This is a genomic window from Rossellomorea sp. GQ25 (assembly GCF_059758515.1).
In genome coordinates this window covers 717,929-732,850 of the sequence record NZ_JCAXEQ010000001.1, presented here as the reverse complement: position 1 = coordinate 732,850, position 14,922 = coordinate 717,929, and the positions used below count along the sequence as shown (strand labels likewise).

General features: G+C 39.4%; 18 protein-coding genes. 14 read left to right on the top strand and 4 right to left on the bottom strand.

Going from position 1 to position 14,922, the window contains the following annotated elements; translation table 11 throughout:
- Nucleotides 1–9: 9 nt before the first annotated feature.
- The gene (locus tag AC6CIB_RS04090; protein ID WP_498278183.1) at nucleotides 10–423 is read right to left on the bottom strand and encodes a VOC family protein; all 414 of its coding nucleotides are present in this window, start codon (nucleotides 421–423) and stop codon (nucleotides 10–12) included.
- 200 nt (nucleotides 424–623) lie between these two features.
- On the opposite strand from AC6CIB_RS04090, the gene AC6CIB_RS04085 reads away from it, so the two are divergent.
- The 11 genes from AC6CIB_RS04085 to AC6CIB_RS04035 all read left to right on the top strand — a co-directional run bounded on the left by AC6CIB_RS04085 (nucleotide 624) and on the right by AC6CIB_RS04035 (nucleotide 8,676).
- Nucleotides 624–932 carry an RNA polymerase sigma factor gene (locus tag AC6CIB_RS04085; RefSeq protein ID WP_498278182.1) on the top strand — a complete coding sequence of 103 codons (309 nt, stop codon included), beginning with the start codon at nucleotides 624–626 and terminating at the stop codon, nucleotides 930–932.
- Between the two features lie 219 nt (nucleotides 933–1,151).
- The gene (locus tag AC6CIB_RS04080) at nucleotides 1,152–1,637 is read left to right on the top strand and encodes a GyrI-like domain-containing protein (RefSeq protein WP_498278180.1); all 486 of its coding nucleotides are present in this window, start codon (nucleotides 1,152–1,154) and stop codon (nucleotides 1,635–1,637) included.
- 492 nt (nucleotides 1,638–2,129) lie between these two features.
- Nucleotides 2,130–2,780: an ABC transporter permease gene (locus AC6CIB_RS04075; RefSeq protein WP_324748334.1), complete on the top strand. Its 651-nt coding sequence runs from the start codon at nucleotides 2,130–2,132 to the stop codon at nucleotides 2,778–2,780.
- 18 nt (nucleotides 2,781–2,798) lie between these two features.
- Nucleotides 2,799–3,791, top strand: coding sequence for an ABC transporter ATP-binding protein (locus tag AC6CIB_RS04070; protein WP_498278179.1), 993 nt, complete (start codon nucleotides 2,799–2,801; stop codon nucleotides 3,789–3,791).
- Between the two features lie 4 nt (nucleotides 3,792–3,795).
- Nucleotides 3,796–4,533 carry an ABC transporter permease gene (locus AC6CIB_RS04065; protein ID WP_498278178.1) on the top strand — a complete coding sequence of 246 codons (738 nt, stop codon included), beginning with the start codon at nucleotides 3,796–3,798 and terminating at the stop codon, nucleotides 4,531–4,533.
- Between the two features lie 23 nt (nucleotides 4,534–4,556).
- On the top strand, nucleotides 4,557–5,462 hold the full coding sequence (locus AC6CIB_RS04060) for a glycine betaine ABC transporter substrate-binding protein (RefSeq protein ID WP_498278176.1): 906 nt from the start codon (nucleotides 4,557–4,559) through the stop codon (nucleotides 5,460–5,462).
- A 154-nt stretch (nucleotides 5,463–5,616) separates the two neighbouring features.
- Nucleotides 5,617–6,354: a glycosyltransferase gene (locus AC6CIB_RS04055; protein ID WP_498278175.1), complete on the top strand. Its 738-nt coding sequence runs from the start codon at nucleotides 5,617–5,619 to the stop codon at nucleotides 6,352–6,354.
- A gap of 13 nt (nucleotides 6,355–6,367) precedes the next feature.
- Nucleotides 6,368–6,646, top strand: coding sequence for a hypothetical protein (locus AC6CIB_RS04050; protein WP_498278174.1), 279 nt, complete (start codon nucleotides 6,368–6,370; stop codon nucleotides 6,644–6,646).
- A gap of 340 nt (nucleotides 6,647–6,986) precedes the next feature.
- Nucleotides 6,987–7,382: a VOC family protein gene (locus tag AC6CIB_RS04045; RefSeq protein ID WP_498278173.1), complete on the top strand. Its 396-nt coding sequence runs from the start codon at nucleotides 6,987–6,989 to the stop codon at nucleotides 7,380–7,382.
- Between the two features lie 94 nt (nucleotides 7,383–7,476).
- Nucleotides 7,477–8,049, top strand: coding sequence for a maltose acetyltransferase domain-containing protein (locus tag AC6CIB_RS04040; RefSeq protein ID WP_498278171.1), 573 nt, complete (start codon nucleotides 7,477–7,479; stop codon nucleotides 8,047–8,049).
- Between the two features lie 132 nt (nucleotides 8,050–8,181).
- On the top strand, nucleotides 8,182–8,676 hold the full coding sequence (locus AC6CIB_RS04035) for a GNAT family N-acetyltransferase (RefSeq protein WP_498278169.1): 495 nt from the start codon (nucleotides 8,182–8,184) through the stop codon (nucleotides 8,674–8,676).
- A gap of 41 nt (nucleotides 8,677–8,717) precedes the next feature.
- Here the strand turns inward: AC6CIB_RS04035 and AC6CIB_RS04030 are convergent, their stop codons facing one another.
- Nucleotides 8,718–9,242, bottom strand: a complete 525-nt coding sequence (locus tag AC6CIB_RS04030) for a glycosyltransferase (protein ID WP_498278168.1) — start codon at nucleotides 9,240–9,242, stop codon at nucleotides 8,718–8,720.
- 897 nt (nucleotides 9,243–10,139) lie between these two features.
- On the opposite strand from AC6CIB_RS04030, the gene AC6CIB_RS04025 reads away from it, so the two are divergent.
- Nucleotides 10,140–11,555 carry an N-acetylmuramoyl-L-alanine amidase gene (locus AC6CIB_RS04025; protein ID WP_498278167.1) on the top strand — a complete coding sequence of 472 codons (1,416 nt, stop codon included), beginning with the start codon at nucleotides 10,140–10,142 and terminating at the stop codon, nucleotides 11,553–11,555.
- Nucleotides 11,556–11,686: 131 nt separating this feature from the next.
- Nucleotides 11,687–12,001: a DUF3892 domain-containing protein gene (locus AC6CIB_RS04020; RefSeq protein ID WP_498278166.1), complete on the top strand. Its 315-nt coding sequence runs from the start codon at nucleotides 11,687–11,689 to the stop codon at nucleotides 11,999–12,001.
- A gap of 107 nt (nucleotides 12,002–12,108) precedes the next feature.
- Here AC6CIB_RS04020 and AC6CIB_RS04015 read toward each other — a convergent pair whose 3' ends face one another.
- Together AC6CIB_RS04015 and AC6CIB_RS04010 are read right to left on the bottom strand one after the other, a co-directional pair.
- Nucleotides 12,109–12,870: an AAA family ATPase gene (locus tag AC6CIB_RS04015; RefSeq protein ID WP_498278165.1), complete on the bottom strand. Its 762-nt coding sequence runs from the start codon at nucleotides 12,868–12,870 to the stop codon at nucleotides 12,109–12,111.
- Nucleotides 12,871–12,957: 87 nt separating this feature from the next.
- Nucleotides 12,958–13,194: a hypothetical protein gene (locus tag AC6CIB_RS04010; RefSeq protein WP_498278163.1), complete on the bottom strand. Its 237-nt coding sequence runs from the start codon at nucleotides 13,192–13,194 to the stop codon at nucleotides 12,958–12,960.
- Nucleotides 13,195–13,399: 205 nt separating this feature from the next.
- Between AC6CIB_RS04010 and AC6CIB_RS04005 the strand changes: the two genes are divergently transcribed.
- Nucleotides 13,400–14,875, top strand: coding sequence for a flavin monoamine oxidase family protein (locus tag AC6CIB_RS04005; RefSeq protein ID WP_498278162.1), 1,476 nt, complete (start codon nucleotides 13,400–13,402; stop codon nucleotides 14,873–14,875).
- The last annotated feature ends 47 nt before the right edge of the window (nucleotides 14,876–14,922 follow it).

Here is a 14,922-nt window from a genome sequence, read left to right as displayed (position 1 = left end):
TTTTTCGACCTATTTATACTGGGATTTTCTTACCTGGTCCCGGTGGAAAGGAGAATCTTCAACTTCATCCACTACGCTAAATGGATTATTATCCAAATCGAAGAATTCAAATCCTTTCATTCCTCCATAGTCTTCAATTTCAGAAGTGACAACTCCAGAGTTCTTTAGCTCCTTATGAACCTCTTCAATGTCTTCTACCAAGAAATTAAAGTACACATTTTTCTTTTTCCCACTGATGACAAATTCAGTAGGCTGAGGGGAATCCACTTGAACCAATCCTAATTGAGTGTCACTATTAGGAAAATAATATCCCGCACCACCATCCCAAGTTTCGATTTTTCTTACACCTAAATGCTTTACATACCATTTCATCGATTTCTCCATATCCGTCACCGGAATAAATACACTACCTACTTTAAACAAAACACTCACTCCTTCTATTTGGAATTCATTGGTATAACGATTATACTAGAATAAAAGTTACACATGTTTTTAAATTTTTTTGAAAGGAAGAAAATGTTGATTTTTGAGGAACTGGAAAATACGATTCTAAAACTATATAAGTATTGTGTTAAGCTCTCTGGTTCTACTCCAGAGCAGAAGACCTTGTTCAGGAGACTCTTTTGAAAACGTACAAATTGAAGAAATCAGAACCCGAACGAAACTTTTCCATGTCCTTTCTCTATACCATCGCCAAAAACCTTTTTATTGATGGGAAAAGGAAAAGGAAAGAAGTGATTTATTTTCAGGAAGAGTATCATTTCGAATCACATGACTTTATAGAATATGACTCTCTGTTGGAGTGTCTATTTACACAGTTACCCCTTAAGCAAGCTATGCTTCTCACATTGAAAGACGTGTTTGGCTACTCATTCAATGCTTCGAATCAGCGATACATCCGTGAAGACCGCTCTTCATCGAGCCAGGAATAGAATAGTGAAGGATCTACCTTATGCAAATTCAGATAAAAAAATCCTTTGTGAAATAACAAACTCCATTAAAGAATCAAATACCTTACGATTATTTCAGTATTATCGCCTACTAGAAACCAAGTATTATAGTGTCTCGAGAAATGCAGTGAATACTATTTGCTATGCTGTTGATCCAGATGGAAATGTGTTAGAGATCATCAATTAAGGAGGTATAATGATATGATTACGCATAAAATAAAAGTGAAGGAAATTGGTGGATTGAACTTAGTAGGTTTTCGAGTCGTATGTCCAGGTGAACGGTACATCATTGAGATCCCAAAAGCTGCTGCTAAGTTGAAAGAAAGGGTCGATGAGATTCAACATCTTGTAAATAAGCAGGTTCAACTTGGTGCGTTCGTAGCAGAGGACACTACTGCCGATTTGGATGGATACTGGGTAGGGATGGAGGTGGTGAAGATTGAAGTTGCTCCCCCTGGAATGGTGTCATTAACGATTCCACCCCAAACCTATGTAAGTACCTTTTATCAAGGGACGAACCATGGAATTAGAGATGCATATCGTGACATGCATGAATGGACAGAGATAAACGGATATGCAAGACGAAGAGATTTATGGCACGTAGAGAGATTTTATTGTTTTGATAGTGGTGAACAGGTAGAAGTGGAATTGTTGGATACAGTTGAATTGAAGAGATTGGATGGCTGACTCTGGTATAGGAGTCGTTTTTTTGGTTGGACGTGATTTGGTAAGGGGGTTCTCGTGTTGAATATGGAAATAAATGAAATTCAATAAGAATCAGATATTAGCAATTTGGGGTTGAATAGACCGTTTCGCCGTTATATTTGAAATATCGCCGTTTCTCAATCCTTTTCACTAAAAAATTCACGGAAACCATCCAAAATACCAATTCATTTCGAAAAAAACTATAATATGATCCCAAAAAGACTAAACAATTAGAGATATCACAAACCCTCCACACCCTTCATTACACCTGCTAATCCAACAAAATTCACAGTCCAAACTTAACCCTCTCCCACCACTATTTTCCGACATGATGTTTTGAAATTCGACAAACAGGGTAAAGGAATGTTGGCGCAATTATACGGTTATACTAAATCCGTGGGTCGTCAGGACTAGATTTGATCCTGGACGGCTTTTGTTTTGTCCAAAAATACATACATAAAGGAGGGTGTAACTGTGGAGAAATGGATGAAGTTTCTGGAGGTTAATGCACCTCGAATTCTTGATTTGACGATTGAGCATGCAGTGCTTGTCGGACTTGCGATTATAGTTGCCCTTTTAATCGGGATACCTTTAGGGATATATTTAACGACCAATGATTATTTGGCGGAGACGGTGTTGCAGATTGCGTCGGTAATGCTGACCATTCCAAGTATTGCCTTGTTTGGGGTGATGATTCCGATCTTTTCCATCATCAATCAGGGAATAGGATTTGTTCCGGCCTTCGTGGCATTGGTTCTCTATTCGCAGCTTCCTATTATACGGAATACATATACAGCGATTCGAAATGTGAGTCCTGAGATGCGTGATGCGGCGAAGGGAGTTGGGATGAAGACTCATCAACGTCTGCTGCGGGTTGAAATTCCCAATGCATTTCCTGTCATCATGGCGGGGATCAGAACAGCAGTCGTCTTAAACATAGGAATCGGTGTAATCGCAGCATATATAGGAGCTGGTGGCCTCGGAGTCCTTATTACTCAAGGAATTTCCAGAGGAGACAATTATTTAATTATTAGTGGATCTGTAGCGGTCGCGATATTGGCGATGATTGCAGATGCAATCCTTTTATGGATTCAAAAACGCTACACACCAAAAAGCATTGCATAAAGTGGAAGAGGTGAAGGGATGATTACATTTGATCATACAACGAAGACTTACGAAGGTGATGTGACAGCGGTTAAAGGTGTAGACTTTACCGTTGAGAAGGGTGACATTGTAGTTTTATTAGGGCCATCCGGGTGCGGGAAAACCACCTTATTACGAATGGTAAACCGTCTGGAATCGATTACAGATGGGAAAATCATCATCGACGGGCAGGACTCAATGGACTTGAATCAAATTGAATTGCGTAGAAAAATCGGGTACGTTATTCAGAGTAACGGACTGTTCCCTAATATGACGATTGAGGAAAACGTTATGATTGTTCCCGATATGCTAGGCTGGGGTAAGAAGGAAAAGAAAGAGCGGTTCAATATGTTGATGGAAATGATCGGTCTTAGCGGAAAAAAATTCGGTAAGAGATATCCACATGAATTATCCGGAGGACAGCAGCAGAGAATTGGTGTTATTCGTGCGCTGGCAGCAGATCCTCCCGTTATGTTGATGGACGAACCGTTTGGGGCACTTGACCCAATCATTCGTGAGAAGATACAGGATGAATTCCTGCAAATTCAACGTGAAGTGAAGAAAACGATTCTGTTTGTGAGTCATGATATCGATGAAGCGATTAAAATGGCTGACAAGATTGTTCTATTGCGTGGAGGAGAAATCATGCAGTACGACACTCCATCAGAAATGCTCGTACGTCCTAAAAGTGATTTTGTTTATGAGTTCTTTGGTAAAGATCGTGCCATTAAAAGTTTAAGTTTACATACGATTGAAAATTTAAAGAACATCATAGGCTTAGCGAACTTTGATGAATCCATTCCTGATACGAAAACGATCAATATTCGTCATGATCTTCGAAATACGTTGTCGATGCTTTTAAATCAGGAAGCAGACCAGGTCATCGTGACGGATGACGCAGGTAATAAACAAGGGGCCATTACGATTGACCTTGTACAGAAATACCTTCATTACGAGATTAAAGGAAAAACGAACGTAGTTCAGAAAGGATGATTCTGTGAATACGAAAAAGGTTGTCAGTAATATCGTTCGGTATTTCGTCTATGCACTGGTCATCCTTTTCTTTGCCTGGGCTATTAAAAATCAATATTTCGACTATATGTTCAGTCAATCGAAGACGTTTCTACTTTTATTAAAGCAGCATATGCAGCTTGTGTTTGTTTCTTCCTTATTAGCACTTATAGTAGCGATACCAGCTGGAATATTGATTACACGAAAGCAGTTCAGACGAGCAGAGTGGATCGTGTCGAATACAGTCAATTTTGGTCAAACGATTCCGAGTCTAGCGGTTCTTGCACTTATGATCAGTATTTTAGGAATCGGTTTTAAAACAGCCATTTTTGCACTGTTTATATATTCTCTTTTACCGATTTACCGAAATACGGTTGCTGGGATTGATTCAATAGATGAGAACCTCATTGATGCAGCCAGAGGGATGGGAATGAAACCTTATCAAATCCTTTTCCGCATTGAACTGCCGAATGCAGCATACTCAATCCTGGCTGGAATCCGAACGGCGGTCGTGCTGAATATAGGAACAGCTGCCCTTGCCTATGTCGTCGGTGGTGGGGGATTAGGCGTATGGATTTTTACAGGTATTCAATTGTTCGATAATGGATATTTAATATCAGGGGCCATACCTGTTACAATTCTAGCGATTATGGTAGATTTACTACTGCGATTGGTTGAGAAAATCGTCGTTCCAAAAGGGACAAAACAAACATTAGATATGTAATTCATAATCAGGAGGTGACGATCGTGAAACGGAATTCAAAGTGGATAGGGATTCTCATCCTGACTCTTATGCTAAGCGCCTGTTCGAACGTAGGAATAGGAGGCAAACAAATATCCGTGGGGGGGAAGAATTTTACGGAGCAATACCTTCTTTCTGAGATGACCGCCTTTTTATTAAAAGAAGAGGGTTTTAAAGTAAAACAAATGAACAACCTGGGAAGTACGGTTGTTCGTAAAGCATTGGAAAATGAGCAGGTGGATATGATGTGGGAGTACACTGGGACTGCTCTCATTACATATATGGGGCAAGAACCGATGTCAGACCCTGAGAAAGCTTTTCAAAAAGTGAAAGAGCTTGATGCAAAAAGGGACATTCATTGGATGAATATGTCCAATGTGAATAATACTTACGCACTAGTCATGAATCAGGATAAGGCAAAGGAATTGGGTATTGAATCCATCAGTGATCTGGCTGAATATGTAAATGAAAATCCTGGCGAATTAACAATGGCGTCGGACGCAGAATTTGCGAATCGTCCGGATGGTCTTCCAGGAGTAGAGGAATTGTACGGTTTCAAATTCGGTTCCGGACAGATCAAACAGATGGATCTTGGTCTGACGCAAAGGGCATTGAATAACAGCCAAGTCGATGTTTCGGTTGCCTTTGAGACAGATGCAACGATTGTAGATTATGACTTGGTAACGTTGAAGGATGATAAGAAATTCTTCCCGCCGTACCGGGCAGCGGTTAGTATAAATAAAAACGTTTATGAAACATATCCGGAAATCAAAGATATTACCGCAAAATTAGCTGATAAACTTAACAGTGATATTATGCGTGAACTGAATTACAAAGTGGATATCGAAGGGAATAGTGTATCCGTTGTGGCTCATGACTGGCTTGTTGAGAATGAGTTGATTAAAGAATAGCACAGACTTAAAAGAAAGGACTAAACCGCTTATGGTTTAGTTCTTTTTTTTGAATATAATACCCACTTTATGCTCATCCGTCTAAGCATAAAACGGGAAAGTGAATAGTCTATAGTAATCACGTCTTGTCTAAGGCAGCACTGGAGGAGTTTTCTTGAAACCTACTGTATCTATTGTTATACCTTTTTATAATTGTTCCTATGTCGATCAAGCGATTCGTAGTGCATTAAATCAATCCTATTCAAGTATTGAAGTAGTTGTAATTGATGATGGATCAACGGAAGAAGTTGAGAGGCTAACCCCCTTTTTAAATCAAATTACCTACTTTAGAAAAGAAAATGGTGGAACGGCAACCGCTATAAATGAAGGAATAAAGAGAGCGAGTGGAGAATATATCGCTTGGTTGAGTTCAGATGACTATTTCGATCATCTGAAGGTAGAGAGGCAATTGGATTATATGTTACGAAGGGGGGCGAAGGCAAGCTTTCACAATTATGATGTTATTAACCAGGCTAATGAAGTATTGCTCCCCTTCATTGGGAAGAGATTTACCAATGCAGAAGAAATCTACCATACCTTTATGACGATCAATCCCGTCAATGGGTGCTCTATCATGGTTCATAAGGATGTGTTTAGGGATATAGGTTATTTCAGGCCAGATCTTAAATTCACGCAAGATTATGAGATGTGGAACAGGATGTTAATCAATGGGTATGTCATATATTATTTGGATGAGGTTTTATTGAAGTATAGATCACACCCTGAGTCGGGAACGAGTAAACATTCTGACAAATTGAAGAGTGAGGTATCCATTATTAAACATCATTATCATCAGAAGCTCCATCAATATCTGTTGGAAAATGGGTCCCGATTAAATAGCATCAGATTCTAGAAGGAAAGTGATCATGAAGAATTTACTGATCTCCTACTACCCTCTACCATATTCAGGACCGAACAATCCATATTTGCAGCTTTATTTATTATCATTACAATTAAAACGATACGCTATTATACAGCCGGTTTGTTTATACACAGTCTCAATGGATGAAGAAGGTAATCCAACAACATTTACCATAGATCATGGCAAGCCAATATTCAAAGGTCCGATTAAGAAATTCATTCTCTGCTCAGGCAGACCCGAACCAGAAGAGCCACTCTTCTGGTATATTAATGTAGCATGCTAAATCAATTCGATTTCATATGGTCCAGTGTCAAATAAAGTGGGGTGTTCCATTTGTTTCATATCATTTTTGGAGGAATATTTTTGCCGGGGAGGAATAAGAGCTATTGTGGGAATGGAGCTTTTTTATTTGAGAGTACGACCACATACGGAGGAAACTGTATAAGTCCATTTCACATTAGAACCGACTTTTTCATATAGGATCCAGAGTGTTTAGTGGAAATTATATTTTGTGATTTGCTATTTCTCCCCTGTTGGTGACATTATTTTTTCTTTTTGAAATAGGAGTATCTTGTTTTTCATCGAATTAGTTATCTAGAGGATAAAAAGGAGTGAAGGTTTAAATGAACCAAGATCAAAGCATCACAACATTTTTTATGTTCAACGGAAAAGCAGAAGCGGCAATGAGTTTTTATACATCGATTTTTGATGATTCCGGAATTGTTAGTGTGATACATCACGAAGATGGAACTGTTTTGCATGCGACATTCACTTTAAAAGGACAAACCTATATGGCAATCGATAATATAAATCGAAACGATCATCCATTTTCTCCTGCCATGTCTTTGTTCGTAGCATGTGATTCGGAAGAAGAAATCGAACGTGTATATGATAAATTATCTTTAAACGGAACTGTGTTGATGCCCTTGGAGGAGTCTTCCTTTAGTGAAAAATTCGCCTGGGTTGAGGACCGGTTCGGTGTCTCATGGCAGTTGAATTTACCGAAGAGTGATGAATAATGTCAGGGCTCTCTACAAAGTATCCTGCCTAAACAGAAACATAAAGAGAGAATAGAAAAATAGTAATCTTACTACATATAATGGAGGCAGATAAATGAAAACTGAAAAACAGAAAATGCTGGACGGTGAACTTTACGAACCATGGGAACCGCAATTGATGGAAGAGAGAAAACAAGCCCGTTATTTAACACGAATGCTGAATCTGACCACCGAAGAAGAAGGCGATGAGAGAATGGCTGTTATTAAGAGACTATTCGGATCTACTGGGCAAAGCGTTTATTTAGAGCCTAACTTCAGATGTGATTATGGTTATAACATTTACGTAGGAAACCATTTCTTTGCCAATTTTGATTGTGTGATTCTTGATGTTTGCGAAGTTCGCTTCGGTGAAAATTGCATGCTAGCACCTGGTGTCCATATTTACACAGCGACTCACCCAGTGAATCCGATTGAGCGAAACAAAGGGCAGGAATTTGGGAAGCCTGTCACAATAGGAGACAACTGCTGGATTGGCGGAGGCGCGATTATTAATCCCGGAGTGACGATTGGTAATAATGTCGTCATTGCATCAGGTGCAGTAGTGACAAAGGATGTCCCTTCTAATGTAGTGGTTGGTGGAAATCCTGCCCGTATCATCAAGGAGATAGACTTGGAAGATAGGAGGTAATCTGTTTCAAAAATATAGGTTGTTCTCAAAGGTTGTACCTTAACGAACTACATTATTTATTCGTACTGAGAGGTATTATTTGCTTTTATTCACTATAAAATGGTCAACTACCTTTTTGAAAAGGGTGAAAAGATGAAAATACAAGCCATGCTCCCATCAGCTTGGGAACAAGTCAGTAACATTTATTTAGAGGGGATCAATACAGGAAACGCGACTTTCCAAAAAGAAGTACCTTCTTGGGAAGATTGGAACAAAACACATCTAAATGATTGTTGGATGGTAGCGATCCTCGAAAATCAAATAGTTGGCTGGGCCGCCCTGAGTCCCATCTCAAGTAGATGTGTGTATGCAGGTGTCGCTGAAGTCAGAGTGTATGTCAGTCAGAAATATAACAGAAAAGGTATTGGGAGCGCTCTCATGAAGTCTTTAATTGAACAAAGTGAGGAACATGATATTTGGACCTTACAGTCAGGGGTTTTTCCAGAGAACCTTACGAGTATTCACCTTCATAAGAAATATGGTTTTCGTGAGGTAGGCATAAGAAAAAGGATTGGGAGACTAGATGGAGCCTGGCGGGATGTGATACTGCTTGAAAGAAGAAGTGACAGAGTCGGTATTGAAGAATAAGAAAAGCTAGGATGGCTCGAATCATCCTAGCACTGAAACAATTAGAACTTCTCCGGAAACTGCTTCACAATTCCACCTGATAGGGCATCAGACAGGTGAAGAATATGGGCTTTCCCTTTATCAAAGCTTGTAATGTTTCCTTTCCAGTCTTTCTTGATTCGGGCGACTGCTTCATCGGTGACGAATTGCAAGTGCATGTATAACAGGTCTTTTAGCGCATTTTCAGACCAGTATGGATTTGCTTTTGCTAAGAATCCTGCAATGTCATCTGCATTACGATACCATTCTTTGTTTAATTTCTCCACCTCTGCTTGCTTTCCATTTTTAGCAGCATCAACGATTTTTCCCGCCAATACAATATGCTCGGTCAACAAATCAGCCAGCTTATTCCCAGCCTCTTCACCGTAATAAGGTTTGATTGCGTTCCCGATGTCTTTCTGATTTTGAAGCAATCGTGCAAGAACCACATCCTGATCTTCTAATCCATCAACGGCGCTAATAATATAGTTCCTGGTATAGATAACATGATCGTTCCATAAAATTCTCATGTCTTCTTTTGCTATCACGCTGGCTTCACTTACACATTCAGCCTGCAAGCTTCAGCTGAAGTACTGAGTACAGGTATGAAAGAAAGTATTATCATCATTACACCCACCACAAGAATTCCAATCTTTTTCACTAAAACTCCTCCATTCATTTAGCTTTCGCCTCTTACTATTCGCTTCTTTTCCACATTCACTCATAGAAACCTAATTGGTAAAATGTGTTGATATATTTGAAATAGAAATCGGAGAAAGAGTAGATGTCACCTATTATCTTGGCGGTGAAGAGATGACAATAACCTATACGCTGAATGTGGACGGGAGGTGTAGTATGGCGTCGAACTTCTCTCTTTTTTGAGGGATGCCATAAAACTTAGAAAATGATCCATTTTTTGAAAAAAGGCTGTCCTATTTTCATAAAAACTCGTTGCTTGTCCTCACCTTCCGATCACTTTCGACATAAAGTATTCTATGGAGGTGATGCATTGGCAAGAAAATTACTAGGGTATCTTTTTATCAGTCCACCAGTAACTCATTTCAAGTTTGACTTGGGATCTCCTTCCCTCTCAAATATGTACGTTGCACAGTTTGGGGTTACTCTTCGACCCCTTGCTCAGTAAGAGAACAATGGTTATAAGATCAACAGTTCATACTGAAAAAAATGAAGCGAGCACCAGTGTGAAACTCCGCCGATCAATTGAAACAATGATGATGAATAATAACGAGTTTACAGAAATAGAATGAAATAAAACCCATAAGAATGTTTCCTCCATAAATATAGAATCGTGCATTAAAAATGTTCCCTTCTCTACTGGGAACATTTTTTCGTAATGTACAATAGGCGCAAGCAGGAAAAGTCCAAGCAGGCTTGTCCATGTGTGAATATAGTACTATATGTCTTACTCTTAGGAGGAAATAATATTGAAAACTATAATGATTGATCCTGGTCATGGAGGTACTGATCCAGGTGCTGTTTACAATGGGAATGAGGAGAAAACCTTCAATCTCTTAACGGCCCATATTGTAAGAGACTTTTTGTTGCAAAATTACAATGTGAATATTTTGATGACGAGAACTGGAAATGAAACGCTATCTTTAACGGAAAGGTCAAACTTAGCCAACCGAACTAAACCTGATTTCTACTTGTCCATCCATCATAATGCTGGAGGTGGAACCGGGTTTGAGAGCTATGTGTATAATGGCAGTGTTCCTTCCAAGACTATTACCTATCAGAGAATCATTCACGATGAAGTGTCGGCAGCTATTAAATCATCTTATAACGGTAATGATAGAGGGAAAAAGAGAGCCAATTTTCATGTATTACGTGAAACAAGCATGTCTTCACTTCTATTAGAGGTCCTATTTATTGATCATCCAAAAGATATTGCGTTATTGAACAACGCTAAATTTAGAAACACTGTAGGAGTGGCTATCGCAAGGGGCGTTGCAAAGGCTTTAGGTTTACCTGCAAAAATTGTGAATGAGAAAGAACTTTTTAAAGTGATTGCTGGTTCATTTACGAAGCGTGTAAATGCTGAAGATCGAGTAAATGAATTAAAAAGAAAAGGAATGAAATCATTCATTGATACTGTGGTGGTCTTGGATAGAACGTATTACAGGGTCCAAACCGGTGCTTTTACAGAAAGGGTGAACGCAGAAAACCAAGTGGCCAACCTGAAAAAAATGGGTATTGAAACATTTATTTTAGTAAGAGTTGACAATGATAACCCCAAGCCCCCTGTACCGTCTCCGACTGATCCGCCAAAACCGACACAGCCTCCTCAGCCACCGGGAATACAGTATTCAATCCTGGGTACATCTGTATTACGAGCTGAACAACTAGATGACTTTGCGAGAACGATTAATCGGGATGCTCCACTTTTAGGCAAATTCTATCTCTTTTACGGGAATCTTTATGGAATTAGAGGAGACGTAGCTTACTCTCAAGCCATACATGAAACCAACTATTTCAGGTTCACAGGACAAGTCAAACCAAATCAAAACAACTATGCAGGAATTGGTACTACCGGTCCTGGTAATGACGGAGCATCATTTAAGACTCCAGAAGAAGGGGTTCTTGCTCATATTCAGCATCTGTACGCTTATGCATCGACCAACCCAATTCCAAAAGGACAACAACTGGTGGATCCCCGCTTTTCATTAGTCATACGTGGGAGTGCCAAAAACTGGACAGAATTGAACGGAAAGTGGGCAGTGCCAGGGACTAACTATGGACAAAGCATCCTTTCTGTTTTTAATAGAAACATCCAAAATACGATAAAAGCAATGGATGAACAAAAAATGGTGTTAAATGATACTCTTGGGAAATTGAACTGATGATAGTGGAGTGCCTTGATGGAAGGCACTCTTATTTTGATTGGAAGAGGAACCAATGTATGTTGGAATTTATTTATCATAATACCTTACTCCAGAGTCAATACTAAACGTATGTTCGGGAGGTGAACCAGATGGAAAAGAAGAGCTTTGAACAGATTTATGAAGAATACAAGAAGCAAGGGAAATTTCAGGCAAAAGTAGAAATGGCTCAGGAGCTTGCAACTGGAGCAGAACAGATTGTAGCCGTTCGTCGAAATGCGGATGACGATCTCATCGCTTTTAAAACCGAAAGTGGGAGAGAGCTGGATTATATCACTGCACTCGAAGAGGCAAAGTCAGGAAAACTGGCTCATGTCGATGTGATTCATCGGTATGGCAGAGATGTTCTTCGCAGTGAACCAGACGGCTTAAAAGAAAATAATCTTAGTGAACTTCCTTCTTTTTAAAAAGAAGAAAATGAGCATAAAACAGGGATTGGTTTTATGCTCATTTTATTTAATAGAGGAATGCTTTATTGATCAACAACGGTAATGAATAAATCTTCTTTCCACATTCAGTCTTCTTCTTTCAGTAAATGATATATCATTCGTTCCCGATCATTAAAAAATTGCTTCATAATCTTATAATGGCTCGTTTCTTCCAATGAAGACTTCTGTAAACCTTCTTCTGTTAATTCAATGAGGGAAGAAGAAGGGTATGCCATCAGAATAGGTGAGTGAGTGGCAATAATGAACTGGGAATCATCATTCACAAGTTCATGTATTCTAGAGAGCATGGATAACTGCCTTAAGGGGGAGAGTGCAGCTTCGGGCTCATCCAGTATGTAAATTCCTTTCCCTCGAAAACGATTCATAAAGGTTGAGAAAAAGGCTTCCCCGTGTGATTGCTCATGAAGGGATTTCCCTCCAAAAGAATCAATCACTCGTGGCCCAAAAGAGGGCTGCTGATCCATTTCCTCAATATTCGACGCAACATTGTAAAAGCTTTCTGCCCTCAAGAAAAAACCATCCTTAGGTCGATCGACTCCCCTCACAATTCTCAAGTATTTATCCAGATTCGAATACGAATCGTACGTGGAGAATGTAAAGTTCAGCGTACCTCCTTCAGGATTAAAACCAATGGCCATTGCAATGGCTTCAAGAAGAGTTGATTTTCCCATCCCGTTTTCCCCCACAATAAATGTAACATTGGGGTGAAAGGAGAGACCTGTCAGGTTCCGAATACTCGGAATATGAAAAGGATACGAATGAAAGGAAGGAACGTTTTCGCTATGAAGTGAGACCTTTCGAATATAAGGCAGTGAATGTAATGACATAGTGCCCCTCCTTTGTATCTATAGAAACAGAATCCAGGTACAAAGAGTGCCATTACGATTTACGCAATGGCACTCCATTTTATAATCTTATCTTGAAGGTTCGAGAAGAACAACACTTTCTATGGTTGTAGCCAAAAGGTTGATGTCTGTAAACTCTTCCACTTTCATTGAATCCATATAGGTGATTTGAAAGCAATCCGTATCCAACAGGTAGGTAACAGTCATAACAGGTGAGTGATCATAACTTGATATCGTATGAACGATCTCACTATCCTTGAATTCCTTAAGAGTCATGAGCATGGTTACGATATTTTCTAGCGACATATAACATGTCTCCCTTCTACTTGCTCGAGGAATTGGTTAAATACAGTCTCGTAGACCCAATTAAACTTAAGTATAACACATAAACGTATAAATAGAAACGTTTGTTCTGAAAATGACTGGAAATGAGCTTTTTGGTACAGAAATCATACGTATACCTCCTTTCTTGACGTCATATGATGTAAGAAAAAGGGAGGTGGGTGATGAGATGGTAAATCAACTTTCAAGAGATGACCCCTCCAAATTGAACTATCCAGATGACATGCTGGCCATTATCCGGAATGGATTAAAACTATCTAATTCTAAAAAAGTGATAATCGTTGGAGCAGGAATGAGTGGTTTAGTCGCAGCTTCTTTACTGAAAAAAGCCGGGCATGACGTAACGATATTAGAAGGAAATAAACGAATTGGGGGCAGGATATATTCAGTTCGCAAGCCATTCACCCCCGGTAATTATATGGAGCTGGGTGCCATGAGGATTCCCGATAACCACAAGTTAGTGTTCGAGTATATTCGAAAATTCAACCTGGCTTATGAAGAATTCATTAATAGTTCCCCAAGAGATTTATTATTAGTAAACAATATCCTCACAACAAGGGAGCAATACGAAAAAAATCCAGACATTCTACAGTATCCATTACCAGAAGAGGAAAGGGGAAAAACGGCTTCAGAATTATTCCTTGAAGCAACCAGCCCCTTTATCGAATTATATAGAAACAGTGACCATGAGGAACAGCAAAAATTAATAAAAAAATACTCTGGTTATTCTATGGGACAATTTTTAGCAAATAACCCACACGGTAAATCATTATCCTTTAATGCAATCCGAAAAATCAATGTTATTCTTGGAATAGAAGGATTTCCTGAATTCTCGTTCGTGGACATATTAATAGACATCATTTTTCCTATATTCAGGAAACAAACAAAATTTTATCAAATAATAGGAGGAAACGACCACTTACCTTATGGATTTGTCCAAGAGCTTGGGACACACATTCTACTGAATCAAAAAGTGACCCACATTATTCAATCCGATAGTGGAGTAAGCGTTCGAGCAGTAGACTCTGCAGACGGATTGGTACGGGAATACAATGCCGATTATGTCATCGTAACCATTCCTTTTGCTGTCTTCCAGTTTATCGATGTCATACCTTATAATTCAATATCCTTTAAAAAGTGGCAGGCGATTCGGGAAGTAACGAATGTTCCATCCGTGAAAATAGGAATCGAATTTCGTCGTCGCTTCTGGGAAGATTTGAATTACGGGAACATCGTGTCAGATCTCCCCACACGCTTTACATATATTCCAAGTCACGACAAGGGTAGCAACAAACCAGGGGTCATGTTAGCGAGTTATAGCTGGGGACAGAATGCACTCCTATGGAACAGCAAATCAAAAGATGTAATCATCAAAGAGGTATTAGAAGACCTCTCAAAAATATATGGTGAACAGGTCTACACAGAAATGCTGAATTATGTGGTTTACAACTGGAGTAAAAACCCTTTCTCCGCGGGATGTTTTACCCTTTATACCCCTGGTCAGGCAAGTGATATCGGGGATTATATCCAGAAACCTGAAGGCAGAATTCATTTTGCCGGAGAGCACACATCTTCTATTCATGGATGGATTGAAGGGGCGATTGAGTCTGGGGTGAGGGCAGCAAATGAAGTGAATAGTCGATGAGATGTAAAACGCATGATTTTGCTCATGCGTTTGTTTTTTTTGAAAGT

Coding starts and splice junctions, on each gene's coding strand:
- AC6CIB_RS04045 (WP_498278173.1), top strand. CDS start 6,987: ATGAACCAAGATCAAAGCATCACAACATTTTTTATGTTCAACGGAAAA.
- AC6CIB_RS04080 (WP_498278180.1), top strand. CDS start 1,152: ATGATTACGCATAAAATAAAAGTGAAGGAAATTGGTGGATTGAACTTA.
- AC6CIB_RS04035 (WP_498278169.1), top strand. CDS start 8,182: ATGAAAATACAAGCCATGCTCCCATCAGCTTGGGAACAAGTCAGTAAC.
- AC6CIB_RS04015 (WP_498278165.1), bottom strand. CDS start 12,870: ATGTCATTACATTCACTGCCTTATATTCGAAAGGTCTCACTTCATAGC.
- AC6CIB_RS04040 (WP_498278171.1), top strand. CDS start 7,477: ATGAAAACTGAAAAACAGAAAATGCTGGACGGTGAACTTTACGAACCA.
- AC6CIB_RS04020 (WP_498278166.1), top strand. CDS start 11,687: ATGGAAAAGAAGAGCTTTGAACAGATTTATGAAGAATACAAGAAGCAA.
- AC6CIB_RS04005 (WP_498278162.1), top strand. CDS start 13,400: ATGGTAAATCAACTTTCAAGAGATGACCCCTCCAAATTGAACTATCCA.
- AC6CIB_RS04070 (WP_498278179.1), top strand. CDS start 2,799: ATGATTACATTTGATCATACAACGAAGACTTACGAAGGTGATGTGACA.
- AC6CIB_RS04010 (WP_498278163.1), bottom strand. CDS start 13,194: ATGTCGCTAGAAAATATCGTAACCATGCTCATGACTCTTAAGGAATTC.
- AC6CIB_RS04050 (WP_498278174.1), top strand. CDS start 6,368: ATGAAGAATTTACTGATCTCCTACTACCCTCTACCATATTCAGGACCG.